20 protein-coding genes and 1 pseudogene are annotated in these 25,589 nt (G+C 45.3%); 8 read left to right on the top strand and 13 right to left on the bottom strand.

Features of this window, described 5'->3' with window-relative positions; genetic code table 11:
• Positions 1-817 precede the first annotated feature (817 nt).
• The 5 genes from floA (at position 818) to B5D40_RS15700 (ending at position 4,433) form a co-directional block, all read left to right on the top strand.
• Positions 818-1,807: a flotillin-like protein FloA gene (gene floA, locus B5D40_RS11470; protein WP_073304929.1), complete on the top strand. Its 990-nt coding sequence runs from the start codon at positions 818-820 to the stop codon at positions 1,805-1,807.
• A gap of 9 nt (positions 1,808-1,816) precedes the next feature.
• Entirely contained in the window at positions 1,817-2,410 is a 594-nt protein-coding gene (locus B5D40_RS11465) for a hypothetical protein (RefSeq protein WP_078777010.1), read from the top strand.
• A gap of 121 nt (positions 2,411-2,531) precedes the next feature.
• Complete coding sequence (locus B5D40_RS11460; protein ID WP_078777009.1) at positions 2,532-3,956, top strand: hypothetical protein; 1,425 nt, start codon at positions 2,532-2,534, stop codon at positions 3,954-3,956.
• 79 nt (positions 3,957-4,035) lie between these two features.
• Entirely contained in the window at positions 4,036-4,260 is a 225-nt protein-coding gene (locus B5D40_RS11455; RefSeq protein WP_078777008.1) for a hypothetical protein, read from the top strand.
• Positions 4,261-4,262: 2 nt separating this feature from the next.
• A complete protein-coding gene (locus B5D40_RS15700; RefSeq protein WP_158222096.1) occupies positions 4,263-4,433 on the top strand; it encodes a hypothetical protein in 171 nt (56 codons plus the stop codon).
• Between the two features lie 352 nt (positions 4,434-4,785).
• Here the strand turns inward: B5D40_RS15700 and B5D40_RS11450 are convergent, their stop codons facing one another.
• Positions 4,786-5,997, bottom strand: a complete 1,212-nt coding sequence (locus B5D40_RS11450; RefSeq protein ID WP_143394392.1) for a lamin tail domain-containing protein — start codon at positions 5,995-5,997, stop codon at positions 4,786-4,788.
• 109 nt (positions 5,998-6,106) lie between these two features.
• Between B5D40_RS11450 and B5D40_RS11445 the strand changes: the two genes are divergently transcribed.
• Complete coding sequence (locus B5D40_RS11445; protein WP_073304924.1) at positions 6,107-6,292, top strand: PspC domain-containing protein; 186 nt, start codon at positions 6,107-6,109, stop codon at positions 6,290-6,292.
• On the opposite strand, the gene B5D40_RS11440 is transcribed toward B5D40_RS11445, so the two are convergent.
• The 9 genes from B5D40_RS11440 to B5D40_RS11400 all read right to left on the bottom strand — a co-directional run bounded on the left by B5D40_RS11440 (position 6,253) and on the right by B5D40_RS11400 (position 18,306).
• Positions 6,253-7,218, bottom strand: coding sequence for a UDP-glucuronic acid decarboxylase family protein (locus tag B5D40_RS11440; RefSeq protein ID WP_073304922.1), 966 nt, complete (start codon positions 7,216-7,218; stop codon positions 6,253-6,255). The two genes, B5D40_RS11445 and B5D40_RS11440, sit on opposite strands and share 40 nt — an antisense overlap.
• Before the next feature lie 39 nt (positions 7,219-7,257).
• Positions 7,258-9,411 (bottom strand): polysaccharide biosynthesis tyrosine autokinase, encoded by a 2,154-nt coding sequence (locus B5D40_RS11435; RefSeq protein ID WP_078777006.1) that lies wholly within the window; start codon positions 9,409-9,411, stop codon positions 7,258-7,260.
• A gap of 2 nt (positions 9,412-9,413) precedes the next feature.
• Positions 9,414-10,430, bottom strand: a complete 1,017-nt coding sequence (gene galE, locus B5D40_RS11430; RefSeq protein WP_073304969.1) for a UDP-glucose 4-epimerase GalE — start codon at positions 10,428-10,430, stop codon at positions 9,414-9,416.
• 280 nt (positions 10,431-10,710) lie between these two features.
• Entirely contained in the window at positions 10,711-11,532 is an 822-nt protein-coding gene (locus tag B5D40_RS11425; protein WP_078777005.1) for a type III pantothenate kinase, read from the bottom strand.
• A 13-nt stretch (positions 11,533-11,545) separates the two neighbouring features.
• Entirely contained in the window at positions 11,546-12,409 is an 864-nt protein-coding gene (gene nadC, locus B5D40_RS11420) for a carboxylating nicotinate-nucleotide diphosphorylase (protein WP_078777004.1), read from the bottom strand.
• Positions 12,410-12,438: 29 nt separating this feature from the next.
• Positions 12,439-13,662, bottom strand: coding sequence for an MvaI/BcnI family restriction endonuclease (locus B5D40_RS11415; RefSeq protein ID WP_158222097.1), 1,224 nt, complete (start codon positions 13,660-13,662; stop codon positions 12,439-12,441).
• Positions 13,663-13,672: 10 nt separating this feature from the next.
• A complete protein-coding gene (locus B5D40_RS11410; RefSeq protein ID WP_073304916.1) occupies positions 13,673-15,556 on the bottom strand; it encodes a DNA cytosine methyltransferase in 1,884 nt (627 codons plus the stop codon).
• Between the two features lies 1 nt (position 15,557).
• Positions 15,558-17,009 (bottom strand): sugar transferase, encoded by a 1,452-nt coding sequence (locus B5D40_RS11405; RefSeq protein WP_078777001.1) that lies wholly within the window; start codon positions 17,007-17,009, stop codon positions 15,558-15,560.
• Positions 17,010-17,016: 7 nt separating this feature from the next.
• Positions 17,017-18,306: a homoserine dehydrogenase gene (locus B5D40_RS11400; protein WP_234978172.1), complete on the bottom strand. Its 1,290-nt coding sequence runs from the start codon at positions 18,304-18,306 to the stop codon at positions 17,017-17,019.
• Between the two features lie 61 nt (positions 18,307-18,367).
• On the opposite strand from B5D40_RS11400, the gene B5D40_RS11395 reads away from it, so the two are divergent.
• Entirely contained in the window at positions 18,368-19,543 is a 1,176-nt protein-coding gene (locus tag B5D40_RS11395) for a sugar transferase (RefSeq protein ID WP_073304913.1), read from the top strand.
• A gap of 479 nt (positions 19,544-20,022) precedes the next feature.
• On the opposite strand, the gene B5D40_RS11390 is transcribed toward B5D40_RS11395, so the two are convergent.
• From B5D40_RS11390 to B5D40_RS11380, 3 genes are read right to left on the bottom strand one after another with little or no spacing between them, the layout of a single operon-like run.
• Positions 20,023-21,102 carry an FISUMP domain-containing protein gene (locus B5D40_RS11390; protein WP_078777000.1) on the bottom strand — a complete coding sequence of 360 codons (1,080 nt, stop codon included), beginning with the start codon at positions 21,100-21,102 and terminating at the stop codon, positions 20,023-20,025.
• A gap of 9 nt (positions 21,103-21,111) precedes the next feature.
• On the bottom strand, positions 21,112-21,576 hold the full coding sequence (locus B5D40_RS11385; RefSeq protein ID WP_073304909.1) for a hypothetical protein: 465 nt from the start codon (positions 21,574-21,576) through the stop codon (positions 21,112-21,114).
• Positions 21,577-21,591: 15 nt separating this feature from the next.
• Positions 21,592-25,230, bottom strand: coding sequence for a S8 family serine peptidase (locus B5D40_RS11380; protein ID WP_158222098.1), 3,639 nt, complete (start codon positions 25,228-25,230; stop codon positions 21,592-21,594).
• A 149-nt stretch (positions 25,231-25,379) separates the two neighbouring features.
• Here B5D40_RS11380 and B5D40_RS15375 point away from each other — a divergent pair.
• Positions 25,380-25,589: pseudogene (locus tag B5D40_RS15375) on the top strand (IS5/IS1182 family transposase); the annotation flags it as partial.

Raw genomic sequence — 25,589 nt, 5'->3', positions numbered from 1 at the left:
CACAAAACCAAAACTTCCTACCACAAAGCGTGGCGGGGGATAGGGTGAAGGGAAAAGGGGCTGCCCATGAGTCTTAAGAGTTTTACTCTTTTAGACGAATTGTCCCTGGAAGGGAGCCTTTGCAAAAGCGTGCAAGGCGAATGTTGCGCCGCAAGCTTGTTTGCAGGCATTATCTTCGAGGAGACTAGTAGTATTCGTCATTGCGTACCCACCAAGGAGAAAATCAGTCATATTTGAAAGCGACCGTCATTGCGAAACCCGGAGGGGTGAAGCAATCCTTTCCCGCTGACAAGATTGCCACGTCGCTACGCTCCTCGCAACGACGAGGTGCCAGCACAGATTGCTTCGGCTTTGCACAATTCGCCTAAAGGAAGCGGAGCTTCCAAGGCTCATGGGAAAGCGAGCACCTCGCAGTCTGCGAGAAGAAATTTCCCTTGTGAAAAAGAAATCCGCGCTTTAAAAAAAATTATTTGAGGAAATTTGGAAGAAGATTGTATAAAATTCCCTAGACGAATTTTTGAATGGGACAGGGGAAGCGATGACCTACCGCTTTTCAAAACCAAATCAGCAAGAAATCATTTTTCCGAATTTCCCTACTTCCAACTTTCAACCAATCCCTAACCATGGTTCGACAGACGGTCCCTGAGCCTCGGTTAGTGAGCTTGTCGAACTAGTCGAAAGGCTCTCGCCGCTAGCAGCTGATCACTGTCCGCTGAATACTAGCCACTAAATAACCCCAAAGCCATTTTTAAAAGCGGACATAAACCATTTTCGCAAACAGAAATATATATTAAGGAAAACTTTTAAAGAGGACTTTATGGGTAACATCGCCATTCTGGGCATCATCATCGCCGTCATCATCGGACTCATCATCTTGGCTTTTGTCGCCAAATTTTTTAATCTCTGGCTCCAGGCGTTATTTTCCAAAGCCGGGGTCAGCATGTTCCAGCTGATTGGCATGCGACTCCGCAAAGTGCCTCCCAAAATCATCGTCGATGCCCGCATTCTCAGTTGCAAAGCCGGAATGCCGGTCGATACGAATCTGCTCGAAGCGCATTACATGTCGGGAGGAAATGTTCTCCGCGTCATCCAGGCTCTCATCGCCGCCAACAAAGCGAACATCAAACTGGATTTCAAGCAAGCCGCAGCAATCGACCTTGCCGGTCGCAACGTTCTCGAAGCCGTGCAGATGTCCGTCAATCCCAAAGTGATTGAAACTCCCCGGGTCAGCGCAGTCGCCCTCGACGGCATTCAGCTGCACGCCGTCGCCCGAATTACCGTGCGCGCAAGCATTCAGAAACTGGTCGGCGGAGCCGGCGAAGAAACCGTCGTCGCCCGTGTCGGCGAAGGAATCGTTTCCTCTATCGGCGGAGCAAAAAGCCACAAGGACGTCTTGGAAAATCCGAACATGATTTCCCAAAAAGTCCTCGCTTCGGGGCTTGACGCGGGAACCGCTTTTGAAATTCTTTCTATTGACATCGCCGACGTCGATGTCGGCCAAAATATCGGAGCGCGCCTGGAAACAGACCGAGCCGAAGCGGATAAGAAAATCGCCCAGGCAAAAGCGGAAGAACGCCGCGCCATGGCGACCGCTGCCGAACAGGAAATGAAAGCCAAAGTGATGGAAATGCGCGCCAAGCTGGTGGAAAGCGAAGCACAAGTTCCCATGGCCATGTCGGACGCTCTCCGTTCCGGTCGTCTCGGTGTAATGGATTATTACAATATGAAAAACATCCAGGCCGATACGCAAATGCGCACGCAACTCGTCACGGGCGAAAATTCCCAGCCGAATCAACCCAACCCGTAAAGATTCCCCATGGAAGGACTCCTTTTCTTTCTCGTCATTGTGGCTCTGCAAGTCGGTGCGACGTGGATTAAAAAGCGCGCCGAACAAAAAAGCCGCCCCGTGCCGCCCCCCGAGCAAGAATACGATGACGAGAGCGAGTACGGAAACGACGAGGACGATTTTCCCGACGAAGACGATATGGAGTCGGAAGAGGATTTGCCACCGACACCTCCCGATCCTTTGCAAGAGTTAATCCGCAAATTCCGAGAAGAACAGGCAAAGCAAAACGGGGAAATTCTGCCGGAGCCCGAATCGCCCAAGGTTTTGACCGAACAGGAAAGCATCCCGGAAGAAATTCCCGCCGTTTCTCCGCAAGCTGCGGAAACACCTCCTTTGCAGAATCGCTTTCAGGAAGCCGCTAGAATCTATACGAACTCAGACGTTCCCGAAGCCAGCGACGAAATCTCCCGAGCGGAAATTGCCGACACCGATTATTCCAGAGAGCAAACTCCGGAACCCAAATTCGCCTTCAGCATTCGGGAAGCCCGCAAAGGATTTCTTTGGGCGAGCATTTTGGACGAGCCCCGCTTTCGAAAGCCGTTTGCCGGTTTCCGTTTCCGTTGATTGGGCGAAATTTCCCAAAAGGCATATAACACGGAAATTTTGCTCACGATTACGAAATAGAGGCGCATCATCAAATTATCAACCGCTTAAACCATAAAATCAGAATTAGATATTTTACTCTATGTTCGAGAAATTCAAAAAAGATTACTGCATTGAGTTTTACAAAGCCTATGATTCCATAACAAAAAATCTAGGATTTCACACTGATTTTTATCGTTTTATCAAAAATAAATTTCTTCATTTAAAATCAATAGAAGATGCAACTAAATCCACAATGGATGCTTTTATTGAATTCATTTATGCCAAAATGTATAGTAGCAAATTTCTTCCCCCGAATGAAATCAATCGACGGCGAGAAATGTATCGCAAAATTTTTGAGTTTTGCTATAAAAAAACATTCAATGTTGACAACATACCATCTACCCAAGAAGAAATAAGAAGAAGTATTTTCAAATCAAAACTAGCGTGTTTAAAAATTTTCAAAAATGTTCAATCTTGCATATCAACAGAGGAATTTCTTGAGGACGATAAAAAGTTTGTAAATGATCTTATTGAAGAATTTTGGTTCATACACACCTTCTGCAATTTTATAGAAAAAACATCATGCGAAAAAATTGACTTTTTCAAGAGATTTTTCGGAGACTATCCATTTAACAATCCCGAAATTCCATCAGAAGAAAATCGTTTGTGGAATGAAAAACATAGCCAAGAATTTGAAATAATAAAGAATGATAAGAAAGAATCTGCCGAAAATCTTAAATCCGCTCGGCAATGGTTCAAGGAACAACTTGAAACCGTCAAGTTCGAAAATTTAAGCGAAGAACAAAAATCTGTATTCTTTAAAGAAATGTTTGTCTCTTTCGGAAACATCTCCGTGGCAAAAACAGGCGGAGCTAAAGGTTATCTAGTGCAGTTAAAGAATTTATTTTATCTCGGTAGATATTACAACATACATCTACTTCCATTAAAATATATTGAGAAAACTCAGAATCAAGCTGTACTAGAAAGTATTGCTCACGAAACATGGCAAAATTATCGCGACTATGGATTTATTCCAAAAGAGCCAATAGAAGATGCAATTAGAAGAGGCCAGAAAAAAATGGTTCATCCAAAAGAAAAAGACGACTATGGTAAAAATGCCCGAAGAGAGCCTATGGAAAGAGTAAGCAAGCTCCTTCCCAGCAACAAAACTTTAGACAAGGGTGACAACTATGAATCCGCTACTAACAACTACCTTTCAAACATAGATATGCAAGAACTAATCAACGCAAAAAACATGCAAGAAGTAGCTGATTATTTAAAGCATTCTGTTACTTCGTTTTTTACCAAAGAAAATATAGCAACTGTAAAAAGGACCGGTCCGTCTGAACAACTCATAAAAGATTTTTCAAAACAATCAATAGAACAATCGCTTATATTGACCTCCCTTTTTCCCATTCATAAGCCCGGCATCGGTATAATTACCCATTACGACATCTATAAAAATCAAAACAAAGAAATGCCATCGATTATTGAGGACATAGCAAAAACGATATTGATGAAGTAAACTCCCCCCCTACTTTTTTCTTACCCCTCTTTTTTTCTCTTACCCCCTTTTTTTGTGAATTTCTTTCAAAGCAAATACCTTGTATCACGATAATGAGCAAAGTATTTTTTCATTGCTTCAACGGCTATTCCGCCCAAGAAGAAATGAAAAGGAAAACACTATGACAATCAAACCAGAAGACAACGAAAGCAATATGCAAAACGGAAATTGGGGTACACCGGGAACCAACAAGCAGTGGGACGATGTACAAAAAAATCGCAATCAGCAAATTCAAAAAACTAGAGAACAAAGGAGGGCTAAATAGATATGTGTTCATGCTGCGGCAAAGACGGTAAGAAAAAGAATCTTTATTTTACCAAAACCGAAGCAAACATCGTCGCCAACGAGCGCAAAATCGCAACAGGAATAACAATGCACGTTTACCGCTGTCCTGAAGGCGACGGCTGGCATATAACAAGCAATCAAATACAATGGTAAAACCAAGCAAAAGGAGACCCAATATGGCACAACCTCAAAATGACCCAACAGGAGCAGGATGGCCCACAGGACACGGCGGAGGCAAAGGCCCATCCGGTAGTGGACGAGGGAATAACAATCCCCGCAAATAAAAAAGTCCGCTTAACAGGCTGGAATCGGCGAAAATTTCACTTCTGATTAAACGGACTCTGCAAAGATAACTTTTTAGGTGTCTTTTGCGATAATTAGGCGTTGCGCAAAGCAACGCCTTTTTGCATTCACTTCAAGCTGACAAATGAAACGGCTCTAGAGAATTCTCTCGACATCTTCCTAGATGGCTACCATTTCTGCCAAAGCAATTATGTTCAAACATTTAATCCGCACAATTCGCTTTCTGGTGCAGCGAGAATTCCCCGTTACACCAAGATAAGCCGTTTTCGCGATTCTTATAATTCTCCAGCGGAAGCTGCAAGCTCCATTTGGAATCCACTGCGAAAGGAGAAATTCCCGCATAAGCTCCCGTCGTATCTGCCGTTACCGTTTTTTCGCTCACATAGAACAGAGAATCTATGGTCAATTCACCACAGCGCAGAGCGATAGAACCCTTTGTGCCCGGCATAGAAAGCTTTACCGGAATATCCCTGCCTGGCATCGAATCGTTTCCAAAGATCAAGAATGCATCCGGTGGAAGCAATACCGTCTCCGGAATTTCCACCATAGACTTAAAGGAAGAACTGCTCGTCGCCCACAAGGAGCATCCCTGCAAATCCAAAGTGTCCAAAGAAGCGTTGTAGTATTCCACAAATTCATCCTTGCCTTCGGTCATGAATTCCGTGATAGTCAAATCGCCCGCCTTGGGCGCACGCAATTTCGAAGGCAAAAAGGCCGTCGCCGAAAAAGTGGAAAGCGAATCCGATTTTATTGAAAGCGAAACATCGGCATGCAGGGAGTTCAGTTCCCAATTCAAAGCGAAATTTTCGCCGTCGATCAGCACTTGCGAATCCATCTGGTAAAGGAGTTCCCCCGAAGACGAAAACAATTCCAAGTGCACATCGTAAGTTTGCCCTATCACAAGCATTCCCGTAGAAACCGTCGCCGCTTCCGCTGTAAAGGAAAGCGGGTACGACTGAGAATCCTTGCCGGAGACAAGCGAAAGCTCTCCCGAAGCGATGTCCATCGGATTGGTAAGCCCCAGAGGAATCCGCACAAATAAAAAGCCCGCCACTGCACGCATGGATATGGAGATATTGACCTCTTCCCCTGCCGAAAGTTCCGCTGCGACTTCGCCTTGTTGCACCAATAGGCCGTTGGCGTAATACTTGGCATAGAAATTCCAGCTTCCCGGATTCAGCAGCTTATCCACGCTGGCTTCCAAATCGCCCAGAACCACATGAAAAGTATCCGGGCCGACCAAGTCCAAAACCAGACTGTCCGTCAGCGGAAGACTTTTACAGACCGCATCCAAATGCACGGATGTTTTGAGGGGATTCGGCCCTTCCGTTTTTTCGCTCTGGGAGCAGCCCGCCATACAAATAGCGAACAGGGAAAGGGTGAACAGGATTTTTTGTAAACGACTATCTCTCATTTTTAGCCTCCTTTGGTTTAATGAGAGATCTCATAGGGTATAACGTTTCTCGAACGCAAAATTGCTACTTTATTTTTGAAAAAAATTATTAACACCTTGAAGGCAATCGATGAAAAAGCTAACCCTGTCCGAAAACAACAAAAAAATCGCCGGCGTCTGCGGAGGAATCGGCGAATACTTCAACATCGACCCCACCATCGTCCGCATTTTATGGATAGCGGGAATTTTCCTTTCCTTGGGAACGGGAGTGCTCGCCTATCTGCTCTGCTGGTTTTTGATTCCCAATCCGGACTGACACTCCGATTCAAAATATTCAATCGTTTTACGCAAGCCTTCTTCCAGCTGAACCCGGGGTTCCCAACCGTTCAAGGCCTTTTGCGCACGGCGAATATCCGGCTTGCGCTTTTTAGGATCGTCCCCGGGCAGGCTCATATACGCGATTTTGCTTTTGCTGCCCGTCAGTTCAATAATTTTTTGGGCGAGTTCCAGCATGGTGAACTCGTGCGGATTTCCGACATTCACCGGACCGATGCAATCGTCCTGATCCATCATCCGGACAAAAGCTTCTATCAAATCGCTGACATAACAAAAACTGCGCGTCTGCTCGCCCGAACCGTAAATGGTGATGTCCTCGCCCTTTAACGCCTGCACAATAAAATTGCTGACAACCCGACCGTCATTCGGGAGCATTCTCGGGCCATAAGTGTTAAAGATGCGCACAATGCGAATATCGACACGGTTCTGCCGATGGTAATCCATAAAAAGGGTTTCCGCCACGCGCTTGCCTTCATCATAGCAGCTGCGAATGCCGATGGGATTCACGTTTCCCCAGTAATCTTCCGTTTGCGGGTGCACTTCCGGATCGCCATAGACCTCGCTGGTCGAAGCCTGCAAAATCCGGGCATGAACACGCTTGGCAAGCCCGAGCATATTGATTGCGCCCATCACGCTGGTCTTGATGGTTTTGACCGGATTATACTGGTAATGGATAGGACTTGCCGGACAAGCCAAATTATAAATGCGATCCACTTCCAAAAGAATCGGTTCCGTCACATCGTGACGGATGAGTTCAAAACGGCGATTGTCACGCAGGTGATTGACATTGGCAAGACGCCCTGTAAAATAATTGTCCAGACAGATGACTTCATGACCATCGTCCAACAGACGCTCACAAAGGTGACTGCCCAAAAATCCGGCACCGCCCGTTACTAAACAACGCATATCGACTCCACGCAAAAGCTCATTTCTAAAAGTCTTTCTTTAGTATTTCTCGTAACGAGAATACCCCCCCCCGTATCCCCCGTAATACCCGTACCCATAACCGCGTTCTCTCATACAAGAGTTCATTACAAGGGCAAGCTGGCCGCTCGTGTAGCGTTTTAAGCGTTTCAGCACTTCCTGAATTTCTTCCATACTGTGCGTGTTGTACTTGATTACGAACAAAACCAGAGTCGCCAGATTCGCCATCAGTTCAGCATCCGTCGCCAAAGCGACCGGCGGCGTGTCAATGAGAACCACGTCGTACTTTTCACGGGCTTCCGCCACCAGATTGGCAAAAGCCTGTCCGCGAAGCAATTCGCTAGCCGTGACGTTGAGAATGCCCGTACTCAACACATAAAGATTTTCCACATTGTCGTAGAGAGTGACCATCGAGTCCAGAGATTCCTTGCCCAAGAGGACTTCGACAAGGCCTTTCCGCCGCTTGCGAATGAGCTTTCCCCTGCGCATATCCGCATCGATAAGCAGGACCTTTTTCCCGGCGTTTGCCATAGCCGCAGCAAAATTCAAAGAGATAAAGCTTTTGCCGATGCCCTTGTCAATGCCCGTCACCATGATCACGTTGTTCGTTTTGGAAAGCATTCCAAATTCCACGGCTGTCAGAAGCGAACGGATATTTTCGCTCGCCGGATCGTCCGGATCTTCCAGCACAAGAATCGGATTTCCCTCGCCGGAACGCCGACGGTTGGTGAGAACGCGGCTGAATGTTCTGGGAATTTTAGCCAGGACGACTTCCCCCGTTTCCCGTTCCAGTTCCACAGAGCTGCGCACGCCGCGCGGCGAGAGCGCCCGCAAAAAGAAAATGATCAGAACGCCCAAAACAAATCCTCCCGCCACAGAACCCAACACAATCATCGTCTTTTTAGGCTTGGACGGTTTCGTTTCCACCTGCGCATAATCCACAATACGCACATTGCCAATCGCCCCTGCGCGCACGACCCGGAACTGCTGAATTTTATTCAACATATCCAGATAGACCGTATTGTTCACCGAAAGGTCCGCCTGCAAGCGCAAAATTTCCTGCTGGGTCTTGGGCATTTTTTCGGCATTCTTTTTCAGACGGTTTAATTCGTTTTGAATGCGTTGTTGCTGCGCAACGATCGTCTGCACATTGGGATGCTCTTCAGTAAAAAGCCGAACAAGGCGTTGGCGTTCCGCACCCAGTTCCAGCAACTGTTTTTGCAAATTCGTTTCTTTTTCCAAAAGGGCGTGGGTTTCCCCCGTCATATCGACGGAACCGACCTGAAAACGGTAATCCGCAAGAACCTTTTCCGAAGTGTCGAGCTTCGCCTTGACCGCCGGCAGTTGCTCTTCCAAAAACGCCAGCGTTTTTTCGGCTTCGGCGCTTCGCATTTCTACGTTTTGCCGAAAGTAGGCGTTCGCCACCGCATTCAAAATAGCCGCAGCCCGATCCGGATAGCGATGGCTGAAATTCATGGTCAGAATGCCCGTCTTTTTGCCCTTCTCGGCAATTTCCAATCCAGTCGCCAAAGCCCGCGCCACATTCAACGGCGAACTCTGGGCGAGCGCAAATTCTTCGCCAGCTTCGGCCCGCAACAAACTAACACGAATTGCCAAGGTATCGCCCGCATAAGGAGCCACGAGCAGCTTGCGCACCTCACCCCGGAGGACTTGCTTTTCTTCGGGATCCAGAACCGCAAAAGAATCCGGGGAAAGCACGACCGCTTTCCATTCTTCGGTTCGAGCAAACTCCGGAATGTAAAGGGAGTCCAAATCCATGCGGCCTTCGCGATGCAGCAGGCGGTTCATTTTCCCAATCGGAGTCGCCGAGTAGCAGAGCTTTTCCTGCTCCACGACGTCATTCAGCACCATGCGGCTTTTTATCAGTTCGATTTCCGCATCCGCAGGGCTCGACGATTCCAGCAGAGCGCCCATATCGCCCAAGGCCTTTGCCGAAGCACTGCCCGAAACATCGATTTGCAACAGGGCGTCGCTCGTGTATTGCGGACGAATCCAATAAGCGGCAAGCACGCCGACAACCGCTCCCAAAATAAGGCAGAACAGCAGAAAGAATTTTTTTTCCCACAAAATTCCGCAAACTTCGAGAATCGAAATCTCGTCGTCTTTGGGTGCAGCCGAAACCGGCGCGTTCATCGTATTTTCATTTTCTGCCATATTTATCCTCTATATCCTTTGGGATTTTTTTTCTGCCAGTTCCAGGCATCGCGACACATTTCTTCCAAGCCGAATTCGGCTTTCCAGCCCAATTCCCGAAAAGCCTTTTCCGGATTGCAAAAACAGGTCGCAATATCGCCCGCGCGCCGCGGCTTTATGCAATAAGGAACCCGGACTCCATTCGCTTTTTCAAATGCGTGGACCACATCCAAAACCGAATAGCCGCGTCCCGTGCCCAGATTGTAAACGGCGAGCCCGCAACGGCGTTCAATCGCCTGCAAAGCGCAGACATGGCCCGCCGCCAAATCGCACACGTGAATATAATCCCGCACGCCCGTGCCATCCGGAGTATCGTAATCGTTTCCAAAAACGCCCAGTTCCTTGCGCAAGCCGACAGCGGTCTGCGTGATGTAGGGCATCAAATTGTTCGGGATTCCATTCGGGTCCTCGCCAATAAGACCGCTCGGATGCGCCCCTATCGGATTGAAATAACGGAGCAGGACCACGTTCCATTCCGGGTCGGCTTTTTGCACATCCATCAGAACCTGTTCCAGCATGGACTTGGTATGCCCATAGGGATTCGTACAAATCCCCTTGGGACATTCTTCTGAAATGGGAATTTGCGCCGGATTGCCGTAAACCGTCGCAGAAGACGAAAAAATGAAATTCTTACAGCCATGACCGCGGAGCGCTTTCAACAGAACAAAGACGGAGTTCATGTTGTTTTCATAATATTCCAACGGCTTCTGGACGGATTCCCCGACAGCTTTAAGGCCCGCAAAATGAATACAGGCGTCAAACCGGTATTTCTGGCAGACCCGTTCCATGGCGAGAGCGTCACGCGCATCCACCTTTTCAAATGCGATTTCTTTGCCTATGATTTTTGACACTCGGCGAAGCGCTTCTTCGTAGGAATTTACCAGATTATCGACAACGACAACGGAATGGCCCGCCTTGTCCAATTCAACAATCGTATGAGTTCCGATATAACCCGCACCGCCCGTGAGAAGAACCTGCATGATTTTTCCTTTTACGTCTGGAACAAATTTAACATTTTCCCCTCGGATTCGTGGAATCATCACGAACTCATGCGCTTTGGAATGTTCCCAAATCCCGTTTTGGCATCGTGCCATTTGCCGTCCCAGGCAAAAAACGGGTCGTGACATCCTTGCCGCTTTTCACAAACCACTCGCCGCTAACCGCTGATCTCTCACTTTCCTTCATCGCCAGCCGCAATACGAAACTCGGCAACTTTGCAGCCTTAGATTTTTTCGCAAGATGAATTTTTAGAGGAGACGGTCAGACTTCGTCGCTGTCCCGGTCTATTTTTTCTGCCCGATTTCCCCAAATCGCCACCAGACGCACGCCGTCCACCGTCAGATAGGGATCGTAAGTGTCGATAATCTTCGTATGCCCCAGAATCATGCGCCCCCAGCCTCCCGTTGCAAAAACGGGCATATCCTCTTTGCCTAGTTCCGATTTGATTTTAAAAACCAGCGCTTCCAATTCGGCGATAAATCCAAAAAGAAGCCCAGCTCGAATCGCATCGTCCGTATTATTTGCCACAACGCGCGCCGGCCATTCAATGCTTACCGGCGTCAAACGCGCCGCCTTCTCGGTCAGCACATCCATGCTCGCGCTAATTCCCGGGATAATGAGACCGCCAGCGAAGCCTCCTTGATACAGGACATCGAAGGTCGTCGCCGTTCCCATGTCGATCACAATCGCATTTTGCAAGCCCCGATTTTTCAAAGCGATGACATTGCACAGGCGATCCGCCCCCAAAGAAGCCGGATTCGCATAAGCTATCGGGCAATCCAGACAATTTTTGGAACTCACCACCTGAACGGGCTTTTTCAAGAGCTTTTGCAAAGCCTTGATCCACGGGCGTTCGAGCACAGGAACCACCGTCGAAAGCCCCACATAGGAAATTTCTTCGGTGTTGATTTGTGAAAATCGGATAAGCCCGCCGACACGATTCATCACCTCGTCGCTCGTCGTTTCTTTGCGGGTGGTAAGGCGCCAATGGTCCACAATTTTTTCGCCTGCGTAAATCGCCAGAACCGTGTGCGTATTGCCCACATCGACGACAAAGGTGAAAACTTCTGCTTGATTTTTCATCGATTTCTCTAGCCTAAATCCGCATGGAAATATCCAGAGCCTTGACGCTGTGCGTTAAAGCGCCGACCGAAATAAAATCCAGCCCGAGAGTCGCGATTTCTTTTGCGCGCTCCAGAGTCATGTTGCCCGAACCTTCGACCAAAACCTTGTCGCCGCTTTCCCGAATAATCCGAAGCGCTTCCGCCATCATTTCGTTCGACATATTGTCGAGCATAATCACATCGACGCCCTTGTGCAAAAGTTTTTTCAGGTCTTCGAGATTTTCGACTTCCATTTCGACCATCAGATTCTGCACATTGTTCTTTTTGACCACTTCCAACGCTTCCAGCACGCCGCCACACGCCGCAATGTGGTTGTCCTTCACCAGAACCATGTCGAAAAGCCCCATGCGATGATTGCTGCCGCCGCCCACGCGGACTGCATACTTCTGCATCGTGCGGAATCCCGGAATCGTTTTACGCGTATCGAGGACCTTCGTCTTGCCGACCTTGAGCACTTCCTGAAAGCGGTGTGCAACCGTCGCCACTCCGGAAAGCTGCTGGATAAAATTGAGCAAAGTCCGTTCGCCCGTCAGCAAATCACGCGTACCGCCGTCGAGTTCCGCAATCAAGTCGCCCTTTTTGAGAACGTCGCCATCTTGACAGTGAAAAGTCACTTGCACATTTGCCCGAAGTTCCCGAAAAACGAGTTCTATCACCGGAAGTCCCGCAATCACGCCGTCTTCCTTGGCTATCAGGCGCGCGTGTTCCTTTTGCTCTGCAGGAATGGTCCAGAGGCTTGTCACATCTCCCGAATGCACGTCTTCGGCAAGCGCCAAGCGAATCATCGTGAGCGCATCTTCTGTGGGGAAAACCGGTTTTGAATTGTCACCATACATAATTTTTGTTCCGAGTTAAGAGTTGTGGTTTAAAAATTGTAGATTCTGCTTTCTGGAAATAATAAGGAGGTGGCATTTTTCTTGATTTTGAAAATCACGGAATCTCCTCCTTTTTTAATAAGGCCTAAAGAATCTTTTTTCGGCCTACCAAGCAAAAGATCAACGGTAATCAAACTTTGCTCTAACAGAATATCAAATTGAGAAACTATTGGATTTCTTGTATGTTCAATCTTGTTGAGCATAAATTGTTCTTTTCCATTTTCAATTTTTCTTGAATTCACTTCTATCCAAAAAGTTTCATGATGTTTCGTCAATAATTGTTGATGAAGAGTTTGAAGTCGCCAGACAGCTACATCGGAAATTTTCTTAAAATCATTTCCTAGAATTTCATCTTCTTCAATTTCTAAAAGAGCGTCCAAGTAGTTTACATTTAAACGTAAATTTTGTGAATTAGGATATTTACTATAAAGTGTATTTCGATATGATTTTATTCCGTTTGAATTATAGCCATATTTTTCAACGATCTCAGCAGCACTCTTTAGTTTACTGATATCCCAATCTGGAACTTTACAAAAAAGATTCTTTTTGATATTAGGCCTTGCGTCGCGAAAACTTTTTAATTCAATTCCTTTGTAATCGGGCAATTGAGACGCGTTCATTGATATGCCGAGTAAGGATTCAATTTTTCGACCGATGGCCGTATCCGCACTCAAATCAGTATCAATCCATTCATTTCTAAATTTAAAAAGTTTATGCAACAATTCAATGGAAATAGAATCCCTAATTTCCGACAGACCGAATACCAGCTCTTGTAAAGGATTTACTTCACTTGTTTCGCAAAATTTTTGAATATCTATTTTCGTTAAATCAACAACATGCAATTGATTTGGCGATTGTGCAATTATAGCATAAATATCATTTGGCTCAGAAAAATCCTTTAATTTATAAATCCACAGTCTTGGGTCTCCCTCTTTTGTCTCTGGACGATAAAAAGATGTTCTTGTTTCGATGGCTTTGATTCCAGTATGGATCACTGTAGGTTTAGAAACCTTAAAATCCTGTCCTTTTTTTTGCAACCCATAATCATGAATACGATGTTCTCGCAAATAAGTTCTCATAGGGGCAGTTGCATCTAAGATGGATTTGTGGAGTCCTGTTGCCGTAACTTGCACCTGCGTAAAATCAACATTAAGATTCACCAAATATTCAATATTTCTCTTTTCAAATTCATTAAAAGAACGCATGTGAATCATTTTCATTCCTTTACTGAATCATTTCTAAAATTTTGTTCCCAATTGCTTTAGCCATAAGCGGTGGCACTGCGTTTCCCACCAATGTGTATTGGGGAATTTCGGATTTACGCTTTGTGCCACCTGTTTGACGTTTCCCTTGAAAAACAAACGAGTCATCAAAAGATTGGAGTCGAGCCATTTCCCGAACAGTCATTGCACGATGTCTGGAATAATGCACAAAGTCATCGGACATGGTAACGACGGTAGGGCTTTGAGATTCAGGATTCAAAAGCGTGTAATTTCTTTTATTGGTTTCCAGATTTTTCTTCTTCAATTCTTCTTTGCAAGCATCTGTATAACCCTGATGTTTTGCAATGATTTTTAGCCTCTTTTGGACTTCTTCATTTTGCAAGCTGGTTTGGTGGTTAAACAATTCTTGTTCCTGAAAAGATTTTGGATTTTCCAAATCCCCTTCGCTTTTTACATAAAATGGTTTTCTATCGAAAACAAAACGATGACCTAAACGCCCTTCTTTAGACCATTCAGCATAAAGCTTTTTTTCGCCTTTTTCGTTTTTGCATCCCGAGACAGTTCTTTCCAAAAGCAGTTTATCTAATTTTGGATTTTTCTTAACAGGCAGATAATCTGTTTTGGTTTCTCCATTTCCAATAAAATCCAAATCCCACAAAGCCTCGTAAACGGTGACACGTTCCTCTTTGGAGACAGTAGGTGGAATTTCGGTTATCAGTTGTTGGTCATTTCTGCATCCGATAAAAAGAACTCGCTCCCGATTTTGCGGGACTCCATAATTTGCAGCCTGTACGACAATGGGCTTATGGATTCTATAAAGCCGCACTTTATTTAAAATGTCGTCATACTCCTTTTCCGATTTGTCTTGACAAGCGTAATCACGGATAAAGGCAAAACATTCATCCAGGCTCATAGCATACAAATAAAGCATCGAAATAAACGAAGAAACCTCTGATGTCTGCTTTTCAAATTCTTTTAAATTTCTCATTGCTTCTATAATTTTATCTATGATAAAATCATCTTCAATGACGGCGATAAAAGAATTCATGGAATCCACAAAACAGTCGTTGTCCATATCGCACAAGGTTTTTTCTTGAATGACAGATGCTTTTAATTTTTGACGTTCATTTATATGTTTCAAAAACTGTATTCCATGCCTTATGGTGGCAATGTCTCGACTGGATTTGCTGATTTGATAATCGATTCCCCGTGTCAGTCGTTTGAACATCTCCTCTATGGGAACAAAGAAATTTCCTGCTAAATTTTCAATGTCCGGACTTTCATCTACTTCTAAATGTATTTTCGCCAAAATACACTTTCTCTCGAAAGGAGATGCTGCACGACAAAGCATTTTATCAAGATAATCGTAAAGCAAATTTATTTTCTTTGAATCAATTATCGACAAGATTTGTCGCATGATTTCTTCTTTAAACTTACCATTATCTTTGGTAAGGATCCCCTTCACGTTCTCCATCACGAAATATTTGGGACGAATCTCACGAATGACTTTCAGATAGTGCTCAAACAAGTTGTCTCGTTTGTCGTATTTTCGACGTCTTCCAGAAAGGCTAAAGGATTGGCAACTGGGACCACCAGTGATAACATCTATCTGCTTACCTCCAATTTTCTTTTTCAAATTTTTCAAAAAAGAATCCGACATGATGTCTTCGCAAAGGAATTCCGTATTCAATCCGAGAACTTCATTGTAACGAACTTTATGAGTCAATTCACAATTAGAATTAATATCACTCGCTAGAACAAAATCAAAGTATTTTTCATCCGTATAGGATTGCAAAAAGCCTTCGCTAATTCCACCTGCTCCCGCAAACAAATCCAAGAAAGTGACAGGTTCCTTTCCTTTTAAAAAGGATTTTTTTTCGCTCATGCTATTGCGCCCCTTTGCCGGTGAGCACGACATAAATCGTTCGGAAAAGGATTTGCAAGTCGAGAAGCAGCGACATATTTTCGTAGTAATACATATCGTATTCCAGCTTCTTTTGCACATCTTCAATGCTCGTGTCGTAATGGTAGCGCACCTGCGCCCAGCCCGTAAGCCCCGGCTTCATTTTCAAGCGTCCAATGTAGAACGGGATCTGTTCCCGCAATTTTTCAATGAAAACAGCCCGCTCCGGGCGAGGTCCCACCATGCTCATGTCTCCTTTCAACACGCACAAGAGCTGCGGCAATTCATCGATACGCATTTTTCTTAAAAGCCGACCCACCCGCGTGATGCGGGGATCGTTTTTGGTCGCCCACTGCGCACCGTTCTTTTCGGCGTCCGTCCGCATCGTCCGGAATTTGCGCACCATGAACCGCTTGCCATAAAGTCCGATCCGTTCCTGCGAATAGAAAACGGGACCCTTGGAATCCAGCTTGATGGCTATCGCCGTCACAAGCATTATCGGCAATGTGATGAGCAGAAGCAAAGCGGCGATGACGATATCCATCAGGCGCTTAATCTGCACCTGCCAAGGCGGCATGGTAAAGGCAAAAAGCTCCTGCAATTCAAAGCCGTGCACAAGATTCGTCTTGTAATGTCCGCTAATGACGTTGTAAAGTCCGGGAATCACATAAATATGCAAAGGCAAATCCCGCGCCCAGGCGAGCACCCGGGTGACCTCTTGCAAAGACGAGCTGTCGTGCGAAATGACGATGCCCGAGATTTTACATTTTTTGACAATGCTTGACAAATCGGCATATTTGCCGAGAACGGGAAATCCGGCAAATTCGTGAGGCATCACCTGAAAATGCTCATCCAAAAATCCCAGGACTTTTTGTCCGCGTTCGGGAGACTTGGCAAACGCTTTGGCGATTTTTTCCCCGGCTTCCGTTGCGCCCAAAACCAGCAAGCGATTCGCGCCAAAGCCTTTCCGCAGAAGGATTCGCAAGAACAAAGCGATTCCCATACGGAAGCAGGCCACTCCGAAGAAAATCACTACGCCATACAGCAGAATCCACCAAAAGCGGGAGCCGTAAGTATAATTTCCCCAAAGGGGCGCGCCCCGCGTCAGCCGACCGATGAATTCAAAGCCGAACAGCCCCAGAAGAATCGCCGCAATTCCAATAAAAGCCGCCCGAGCGACATACAAGACCTGCAACGTCCGGGAAAGCAACAGCCAGGAGCGGTAAAGCCCGGTCAGCGCAAACAGGGAAAGCCATCCGAAAGCGGATGCGAATCCCACCCGGGTATATTCCGACAGCATTCTGGACGGATCAAATTTATCGACCACCCAGCCGCTGTGAAACTGCACCCAGAAGGCGGCGACAAAGCACAGGTAAACCGCCAGGGCGTCACCTAAAAGGTGCAATACGAATTCGAGTTTATTTCCCCGAAGCATGGCGGCCTTATTTCAAAAAGCGAATCATCTGGCTTTTTTCCGCAATGGAAGACAGCGAATCGATAGCCTCGAGCGCCGCCAGGATTTTGCTTTCCTTGCAGCGTTCCGAAACCACGACAATGCTCACTTTGCCCGGATCTTTCACGTCTTTCTGGATGATGGATTCAATCGAGATGTTGTTCTGGCTGAAAATGCCCGTGATGCTTGCCAAAACGCCACAGGAATCCTTGGTCGTAAAGCGCAAATAATAGCGGGAATAGGTTTCATCCACCGGGATGAGCGTCGCCGGATTTTCCTTGGTGAACCAGCCCATCGGGAGCGGCTTGCGAGAACCGACATCCGTCGAACGAGCGAGCGACACCAAATCGGCAACGACCGCACTGGCAGTCGGCAAACGACCCGCGCCGGCCCCCGTCTGCAAAGTCTGCCCCAAATTGTCGCACTGCAAATAGACAGCATTCAATACGCCATCGACGCTTGCCAAAAGATGGTCGTTCGGTACAAGGCACGGATGCACCCGAGCATCGACAGAGCCGTCCGCCCCCCGGCCATAAATACCGAGCAGCTTGATTTTATAGCCGAGTTCCTTGGCATTCAAAATGTCTTCCGCCGTTATCTTGGAAACGCCCGTCACATGGATTTTTTCAAAATCCACATATTTGCCGCTGCAAAGACTCGCGAGAATCGCCGTTTTGTGCGCCGAATCAATTCCTTCGATGTCAAATGTCGGATTGCGTTCGGCAAAACCGTTCTCCTGCGCTTCCTGCAAAGCGCTTTCAAAGGAGAGTCCGCTTTCGCCCATGCGGGAAAGGATGTAATTGCACGTTCCATTGATAATGCAGCTCAAGTGCTCCACTTCGCTGCCGACAAAACCTTCCTGAATGCTGCGAATAATCGGGATTCCGCCGCCGACCGCCGCTTCAAACAGGACATGGCAGCCGTTCTTCTCGGCGAGCGGGAAAATTTCATGACCGTATTTGGCAATCATCGCCTTATTCGCCGTCACCACGTGCTTCTTGTTTTCCAAAGCCGCCAGAATCCACTTGCGGGGCATTTCATAGCCGCCGGCGAGTTCGATAATCACATCGATAGACGGATCGGCAATCATCTGCATCGCATCGGTCGTCGTCGTGTAGCCCTTGGCCTTGTAAGGCGCCACTTCCTCGTCGCTCTTGGCACAGATGCAAGCGAGTTCCAAATTCACATTCAATTTTTCGCGGTACTGCGAAGCTTTCGATTCGATAATTTCAACGACACCGCCACCAATAGTTCCAGTGCCAATGAGTCCTATGCGCATAAGCATCTCCATTTAAATTTTTCCGCCTAAAATTTAGAAAATCATAAATTATATTTGTTATGTGAATTACGATTTTACACAATCCAAGCCGGAGGAGCTGCTTTCTCCAAAAGATATCGGGAATGTGGTGTTCCCCGCCCACTTCTTCAAAGCTCGCCTGCGCGAAGAATTTTTGCGCACGAACCGAAACCAGCATCCTTTTCTGTATTTTAAAATCGTCACTCGGCAATTCGATTTGGTCGGATTCAGCAAATTCGACTCTTCATTTGTCCAAGCCTGGAAAATCGCCGTCTTGACGGTCCTTACGGAAACCAAATTCACCGACGTCATCGGCTATCTGAACAATCCGGACGGACTCGGCGTCATCCTTATCGACTCCAACCTGCACACGCTGGAACGCCTGCGCCGAAAAATGCTCATCAACATCAAAAAAGCGGGACTCATTTCCGTCCTGCGCAAAAAACTCAAGCAGCCCGTTTTTCAAGTCAGCATTTACACGGGGCTTCCCGAAAAGCTCGATCAGGAGTTGGACCATTCCATTGCGCTCACCAACAAGCGGAACAACGGATTCTTCTCACTGAAGAGGCTTTTCTATTCCGATATTTTAAACCAGACCAATCGGAATATGGAACGGGTCAAGATTGCGCTCAAGCGGACGTTCGACTTTTTTTCGTCCCTTTGCGCCATTGTCCTCCTTTCCCCGCTCCTGCTGGCGTGCGCCGCCATCGTGAAAATCAGCGACCCGAAAGGCCCGGTGATTTTTAAACAGACCCGAGTCGGCAAAAACGGCAATCTGTTCACCATGTATAAATTCCGCAGCATGTATATCGATGCCGAGGAACGCAAAAAAGAACTGGAAAAATTCAACGAGTCCAGCGGCCCGACGTTCAAAATGAAAAACGACCCACGGATTTACCCGATGGGACGCATTCTCCGCAAATTCAGCCTGGACGAACTGCCGCAGCTTTTCAACATCTTGGCCGGCGACATGTCCGTTGTGGGCCCCCGCCCGCCGCTTCCGTCCGAAGTCAAGGAATACCTTCCCTGGCACAAGATGCGGCTTTCCGTAACGCCGGGCCTGACGTGCTTCTGGCAGGTCAGCGGGCGCAGCGACATCGGCTTTGAAGAATGGATGCGCCTGGACAACAAGTATGTGCGCCACGGGAACTTCGGCACCGACATCCAACTGATCGCCAAAACGTTCAAGGCGATTTTCAAGAGCGACGGCGCCTACTAGCCACGCCAAAGCAAAAACTTCGGAAATTGTATACAATTCTCCACCAAATACTTGCAAGAAATCAAAGTACTGAACATCTTTTCGCAAAGGGAAGGACGCGTTTTCAAACAGGGCATTTTCTTTCACAAAGTAAATTTTTCTCGCAGACTGCAAGATGCTCGCCTAACCTGAGTCCTTGGGAGCTATGCTCCCTTAGTGCGAAAAAAGCGACCAGCAGTCAGCAGCTAGCAGAGACTTTCGTCACCCCGGTCTGCTAACAGCGTGACTATCGGCGAATATTCGTCATTGCGAGGAGCGTAGCGACGTGGCAATCCGCACAGCGACGAAGCAATCCTGTTTGCAAAAAATTGTTTCATCCCCTTTGGAAGCCTACAATGACACATCTAAAATCCAGCCCCTCCTGTGCAACCGATTTTTGAAAATGAATTTTTAAAGGAAACCTCCACCGATTAAATTTTGTATATAAGCCCCATGCAAAACTAGTCTTTGATGCAACGAATGGAATAGGCTTCATCCCCAATGCGACCCGCAATTTCTTGACTCATGTAATCATTCCCCGCATAAAAGAAAAATAAATAGGGATGACTCTTGCACCTTGCGGACGAACATGTTGCGGACGAACATGTTGCGGACGAACATGGTGCGGACGATGTCCAAAAGTATGCCGAACCATATTCGCAAGCGGAGTAATTCGCAACACTCTCATTTCCAGAAGCGCGCCCAATGGCTACTGCATAAAATCGACATATATATCCTGAAGGTTTTACACAAAAGCCATAATCATCCGAACAATCAAAGGATTCGGGAATACTGCTAGAGGCTGGATCATTACAACCAATATCAAGCCATCCTGATGTTGATTTTAAGGCTTTGCCCGCTTGCTCAAGACCTCCGACAAATTCGACTAAATCCTCAACTTCCAGCTTACTTGGCAAATGAAAGCCTAAAGGACAAATTCCACGAAGAGATTCTTGATACTCACACGAATCACTACTGTAAGAGCATCCTTTGATTTTGCCATCAAAAATTCCAACACCATCCACCGCTGCGCTAAACATATACAATCTGCCAAATTTTTTACATTTTTCAGAATCGTTGTTATAGCAAAAACTGGTAGAGTCTTGATCATAGCCAGGCTCAAGATAGGCGTAATTCAAATTTTCCGCCATCCATGTCTGCGCCCCGATGACAACCGTCCTGTATTCTTGGCTGTCTCGCAAGTCAAGCAAGCGATTTTCTTCCGGATAGTAGATACTGCTGTCTTTCAGCACCTTGCTTTTCTGCACATAACTTGACGAGGACGATACCTCCGACGAACTCGATATTTCAATATCCATAGAGCTCGAATAGAGTTCTTCCGACGAGCTGGACGAACAGGAAACGACAACTGGTGTACTGGAGGAAATGCCGACAGAGGATGATGAGCCTGTTTCCGTTTCAGACGAAAAAGTTTCATCAGAAGAGTAGTAGGAAGGGCCATCGTTACCGCAAGCATTCAATAGGACACCAAAGCCCAGTAGCATCATGAATTTTTGACATAACGGAATAAAATTTCGCATAAGCCTTCCTCACTTTATATACGAAATGCTCAAGATTCGAACGCCACCATGTTCAATATCGCCAACTTTCCTGTATATAACGTGCACCCGTCCTGAACCATTATATGCGGATAACGCAAAAGAACCTGCAACAGTCATCGAAAGCGGTCCAGCAAAATTATCGTCATTCACAAGGAAAAATTTTGTAGCCGGACTCTCCTTTGAAACAGTATGTTCCACCCCATTTTCATCAATATAATTCAGCATAATAGTTGTTGTGAATTTGGAGGATTTAAACAAATTAGAGCAACTTGAATCCGTCCCCAAATAAAAAAACATAGCGTTATATTGAGCGCCAATATCCACCCCTAATTTGCAAACATATCCCTGCATATCACATATCTGGGGATGTCCACTTTCTGTCGAAGTGTAACAGGATTCTTCTGCGCAAACGATTCCGCACAGAAAAGCAACGATGAATATCATCTTCTTCATATTTCAATCCTCCTTTTAGTGAATTCCAAACAACATCGAATAAGGAATTTTCTCGATTTTACTTATGCTAAATCCATAGCCCACATTTGAGTCATTATCGCTTTCCAATGTAACGTATAATTTAGCAGAATTTATCTTCAATCTCTTTCCGGCCAACTGGTTCCATCGATACTTTCCTATAATGTTTTCATTTTCATCTTGCAATAAAATGTAATCTCCCAATCCGACATAGGTTTGCTCGGAAAAAGTGACATAATTCGCCAAATTATTTCCAAGCGTAAAACTGCACCTTAAAGAACTTTGCGGACGATATGGATGCAGCAGTTCGCAGCCAATCTGTCCTTCCGCATTTTCTAGCGGCAAATCACTAACAATAGACGCGACTTGAGAAAATCCATCTTCGCTATTTCCTTCTTGGACTTTTGCCCTAACGGCAACAATCCACATTCCCCGTTCAGGCAAATCAACATCTATCACTTCAACGTTATTCAAATGGTCAAAACATATCGGATTTAAACTCTTGCCATCTCCGCAGTCATTAAAAGCGGTTTGCGACAATTCGGAAAGTGAAATTTTTTCAAGCCCATTTGAACAATTTTCATCAAGAGGCTTTCCATCTATAGTTTCGATTGACAACGGCTTTAATCTCCATGGAAAATAATATTTTCCGCCAGGAGAAATCAAATACAAATCCAAATCATTTTGTAGTTTTTTTTCAAAACATTTTTTTTGAGTTCCAGGAGCATCGTCCCAAGTCAATGTTACCCTCAAACGCTCTATATGCTTATTTACATTTAAGACCCATCTTTTTTCTATGGCATCCTCAATTTCAAATTCCTGAAATTTTCTAAACTCCATTTTATAAGAATCATAAGAATCAAACATTTTTAAAGCCTTTTCCGCATTAACTTTACCCCAACCGGTAACAAAATCCGGTCCCTTCCCATAAACCACAGGCATTTTCTGCCCAGTTGTAGCAAAAACATCATGTGCAAGCGAACGACCAAAGCCAATCTCATCAACCATATCATCTGCCGTGTGGATAAGAATCGCCTTAGAAGTGGAATTACGCAAGGAATGGGAATAAGTTTCATCACCCGTCTTATCCATATAAGCTTGATTCATCAACGCAACTATTCCGCTGACATAGGGAGCCGACATGGACGTTCCCGAAGACTCATCATAACAAGTTCCCCCATTTTTTTCATCGCAAGGCACACTGGACACAATGCCTATATCCATCAAATCAAAATCGAATCGGAAAAACTTGGAAACAATACTTTCATGATCCCATATAAACGAAATTTCAAAGTATTCATCATTAACTCCCGAAATATCCTTTTCATAAGATTGTGCAATATACGACACCGGAAGACTGTAAAAATCATCAGCACTGGCAAGATAAATTTTCCCTTTGATTGCATTTGAATATATTTGCCTGGTTTTCTCGGGCAATCGCATGCGCACTTCAAAAGTATCTCCCTGTTGAACATGGAATGGAGTAGAGGCGAATGTTTGGTAAGGCCAATTGATGTAATTGGAAGCGGGGATGAATCCCGCATTTATCCATTTTAACGCACGACCATGCGTTGCATTTTCATCACGAACCGATTCAATCGATGTCGTCGCAAATTCAGCCTGCGTATTAAGAATATTTTCATTTTCGCCAAAGTAAAGATTTATATAGGGAGTCGATTCATTTTTATGAGTTATTTTCAAATAGTCGAGATAGGCGACAAAAGGAGAATTCTGAGAATAGAATACTTGCAACCCACTACCAGGAGCCATTATATCTGGCTTTATACGTCCGTCCCATGTAGGACCCAAACTTGACGTCGTATTGGGAATTCCGGTACGGCTTGCATAATTTCCAACAACAATTCCATTTTTTGTATCAAACCCAATCGAATGAAAGCCTAAGCCATATCCGTTCGAATCCACTTTTGCATGCACTTCATCGTAGTGGCCCTCTGCAAAATTACCTGCACTAGCCACAAATGTTTTTGGCCTAAAATCAACCGAATCATTTCTCCAATTGAGAAAAGTATTTTTCTCAGTCCCATTCACCTCATACTTTCCGGTATGAGAATGGTTAACAACATGCCCTCTTTGGTTACGAGTATACAAGCCCTGAGAATAGAATTTCACTTTGGGAGCAATTCCTCTATACTTATGCCCAGGAGAACCTTTTCCATTCCCCCCAATAATGCCAGCCACATGGGTAGCATGATAAGCCTGCGTTCCATATTTTCCATTTTCAAGCTGCTTTTCTTCCGGAAAAGCATTTCTAGGTGTTTTCACACCATTTATCCATTCATTTAATCCATCATGATCATAATAAATTCCCGTATCATAAACCCCTACGACAATATTTTCTCCCGTATATTTTTTATTCGCCAGCCATAAAGAAGTTACGCTGTCGTTGAATCCTGAAAAATCCACATTCCAATTACTCTGTTGTAAAGATTCAATATTCACGGATTTTCGCCCAATATTATTATCGACAAATTCCCGATGAACTATATCAATAGACTGAACGTCGCGGTTCACTTGCAAACAAGCAAGAGAATTTTTTGTATTTTCCGAAATGATGATATAATTATCAATAGCAGCATTTTCCCCTCCGCAAGATTCCACAATATTCCGACAATTTTCCAAAGCAACGTCATCCCAACAATGGGTTTTTGCAAATACCGTTGACCGCTCAACCGAAACCCAGCGACATTGCCCCAGTGAATCACATTCTTGACGCCATTCCGTCCAATCATATGATCTATATTGGATATTCAAGGCGGTCGAATCATCCACACCGAATGAGTTGTAGAAGCCGTAGGTAAGCGAATCGATTAATTTTTTTCTTATATCGAAATTTGACTTCAAAAGAATTAAGGATTTTTCACCCTTTGCTGCGGCCAAAAGCTTAACAACTCCCGCTTGCCTTAATAAAAAGGCTTCTTTTTTGTTCAGCGGCATATCTTTTATCATCCAGAAACGCCCCGCCTTTTGTATTTCGGAAGAATTTCCGTCATAGGGCATTATCGCATAATTGCCGTTTCGGTCATTCCATAGTTCTACATCCGCATTGCTTTCCCCCGTCAAAGGGTCATTACCCCAGAGCAGATTATGCCCAACATCATAAACCGTAAAGAAATAATTCGGTTCTACAATGTGCTCATTTTTTTGAAAACTCCAATCATTTTCCGAGTTCCAAGCCCCCCAATCTTTTTTATAAATACGAAAATTTATATGGATTGAGTCTTTCGCATACAAAATGGCGTTGATCTTTAATTTGATCAAAGTATGCCTTCCAATAGAGCTTACCATTGCCGTTACAGGATACAACCATGTTGAATAATCTACTGTTGCATAAAGCATCGTATCCATAGGGATTTCTCCCCAATTTACAGATGTACAATTTTCATTTTCCGAGTTATTTTTACAATACTGTATATTTGAATTTTCCGCATAATATCGAATTTCAGGGTTAAATATAGCGTTTGACGAAATATTTCTTAACGTTAGACGATATTCAACCCAATTCCATTCCGTTTGATGCCTTTCACTCAACAATTGAACAGGAACCATACGGCACCAAGCAATGCATACCGTACTCGCCATCAATAATAAGATAAAACGCAAAAGTCCTACTTTCATTTGATTATAAATATAATGCATTTTAAATTAATTAGTCCTCCCTTAAAATCTCGTCCAACCCGCATAACTATTGGGGAAAACTGATTTCTACCCTGTGAAAATATTGCAAGGATTTCTAAAATATGACTGAAAACCTTGCATTTTTTTTCATGTACAGACCGCCAAAATCCCACGCACAGACAAGCCTTTTCTGCTCCCTTGAGGAACAGTTGAACCACAAGCACCCCCTCTACGTTCTCGCGAACAAGATTGACTGGAACAAGTTCGAGACCGAGTTTTCCAAATTGTTCGACGAAAAGATGGGTGCGCCAAACAAGCCGATCCGTCTCATGACCGGGCTCATCATCCTGAAGCACATC

The organism is Fibrobacter intestinalis (assembly GCF_900167415.1).
GTDB lineage: Bacteria > Fibrobacterota > Fibrobacteria > Fibrobacterales > Fibrobacteraceae > Hallerella > Hallerella intestinalis.
The sequence above is the reverse complement of the archived record's forward strand: the minus strand, read 5'-3'. Positions and strand labels throughout refer to the sequence as shown.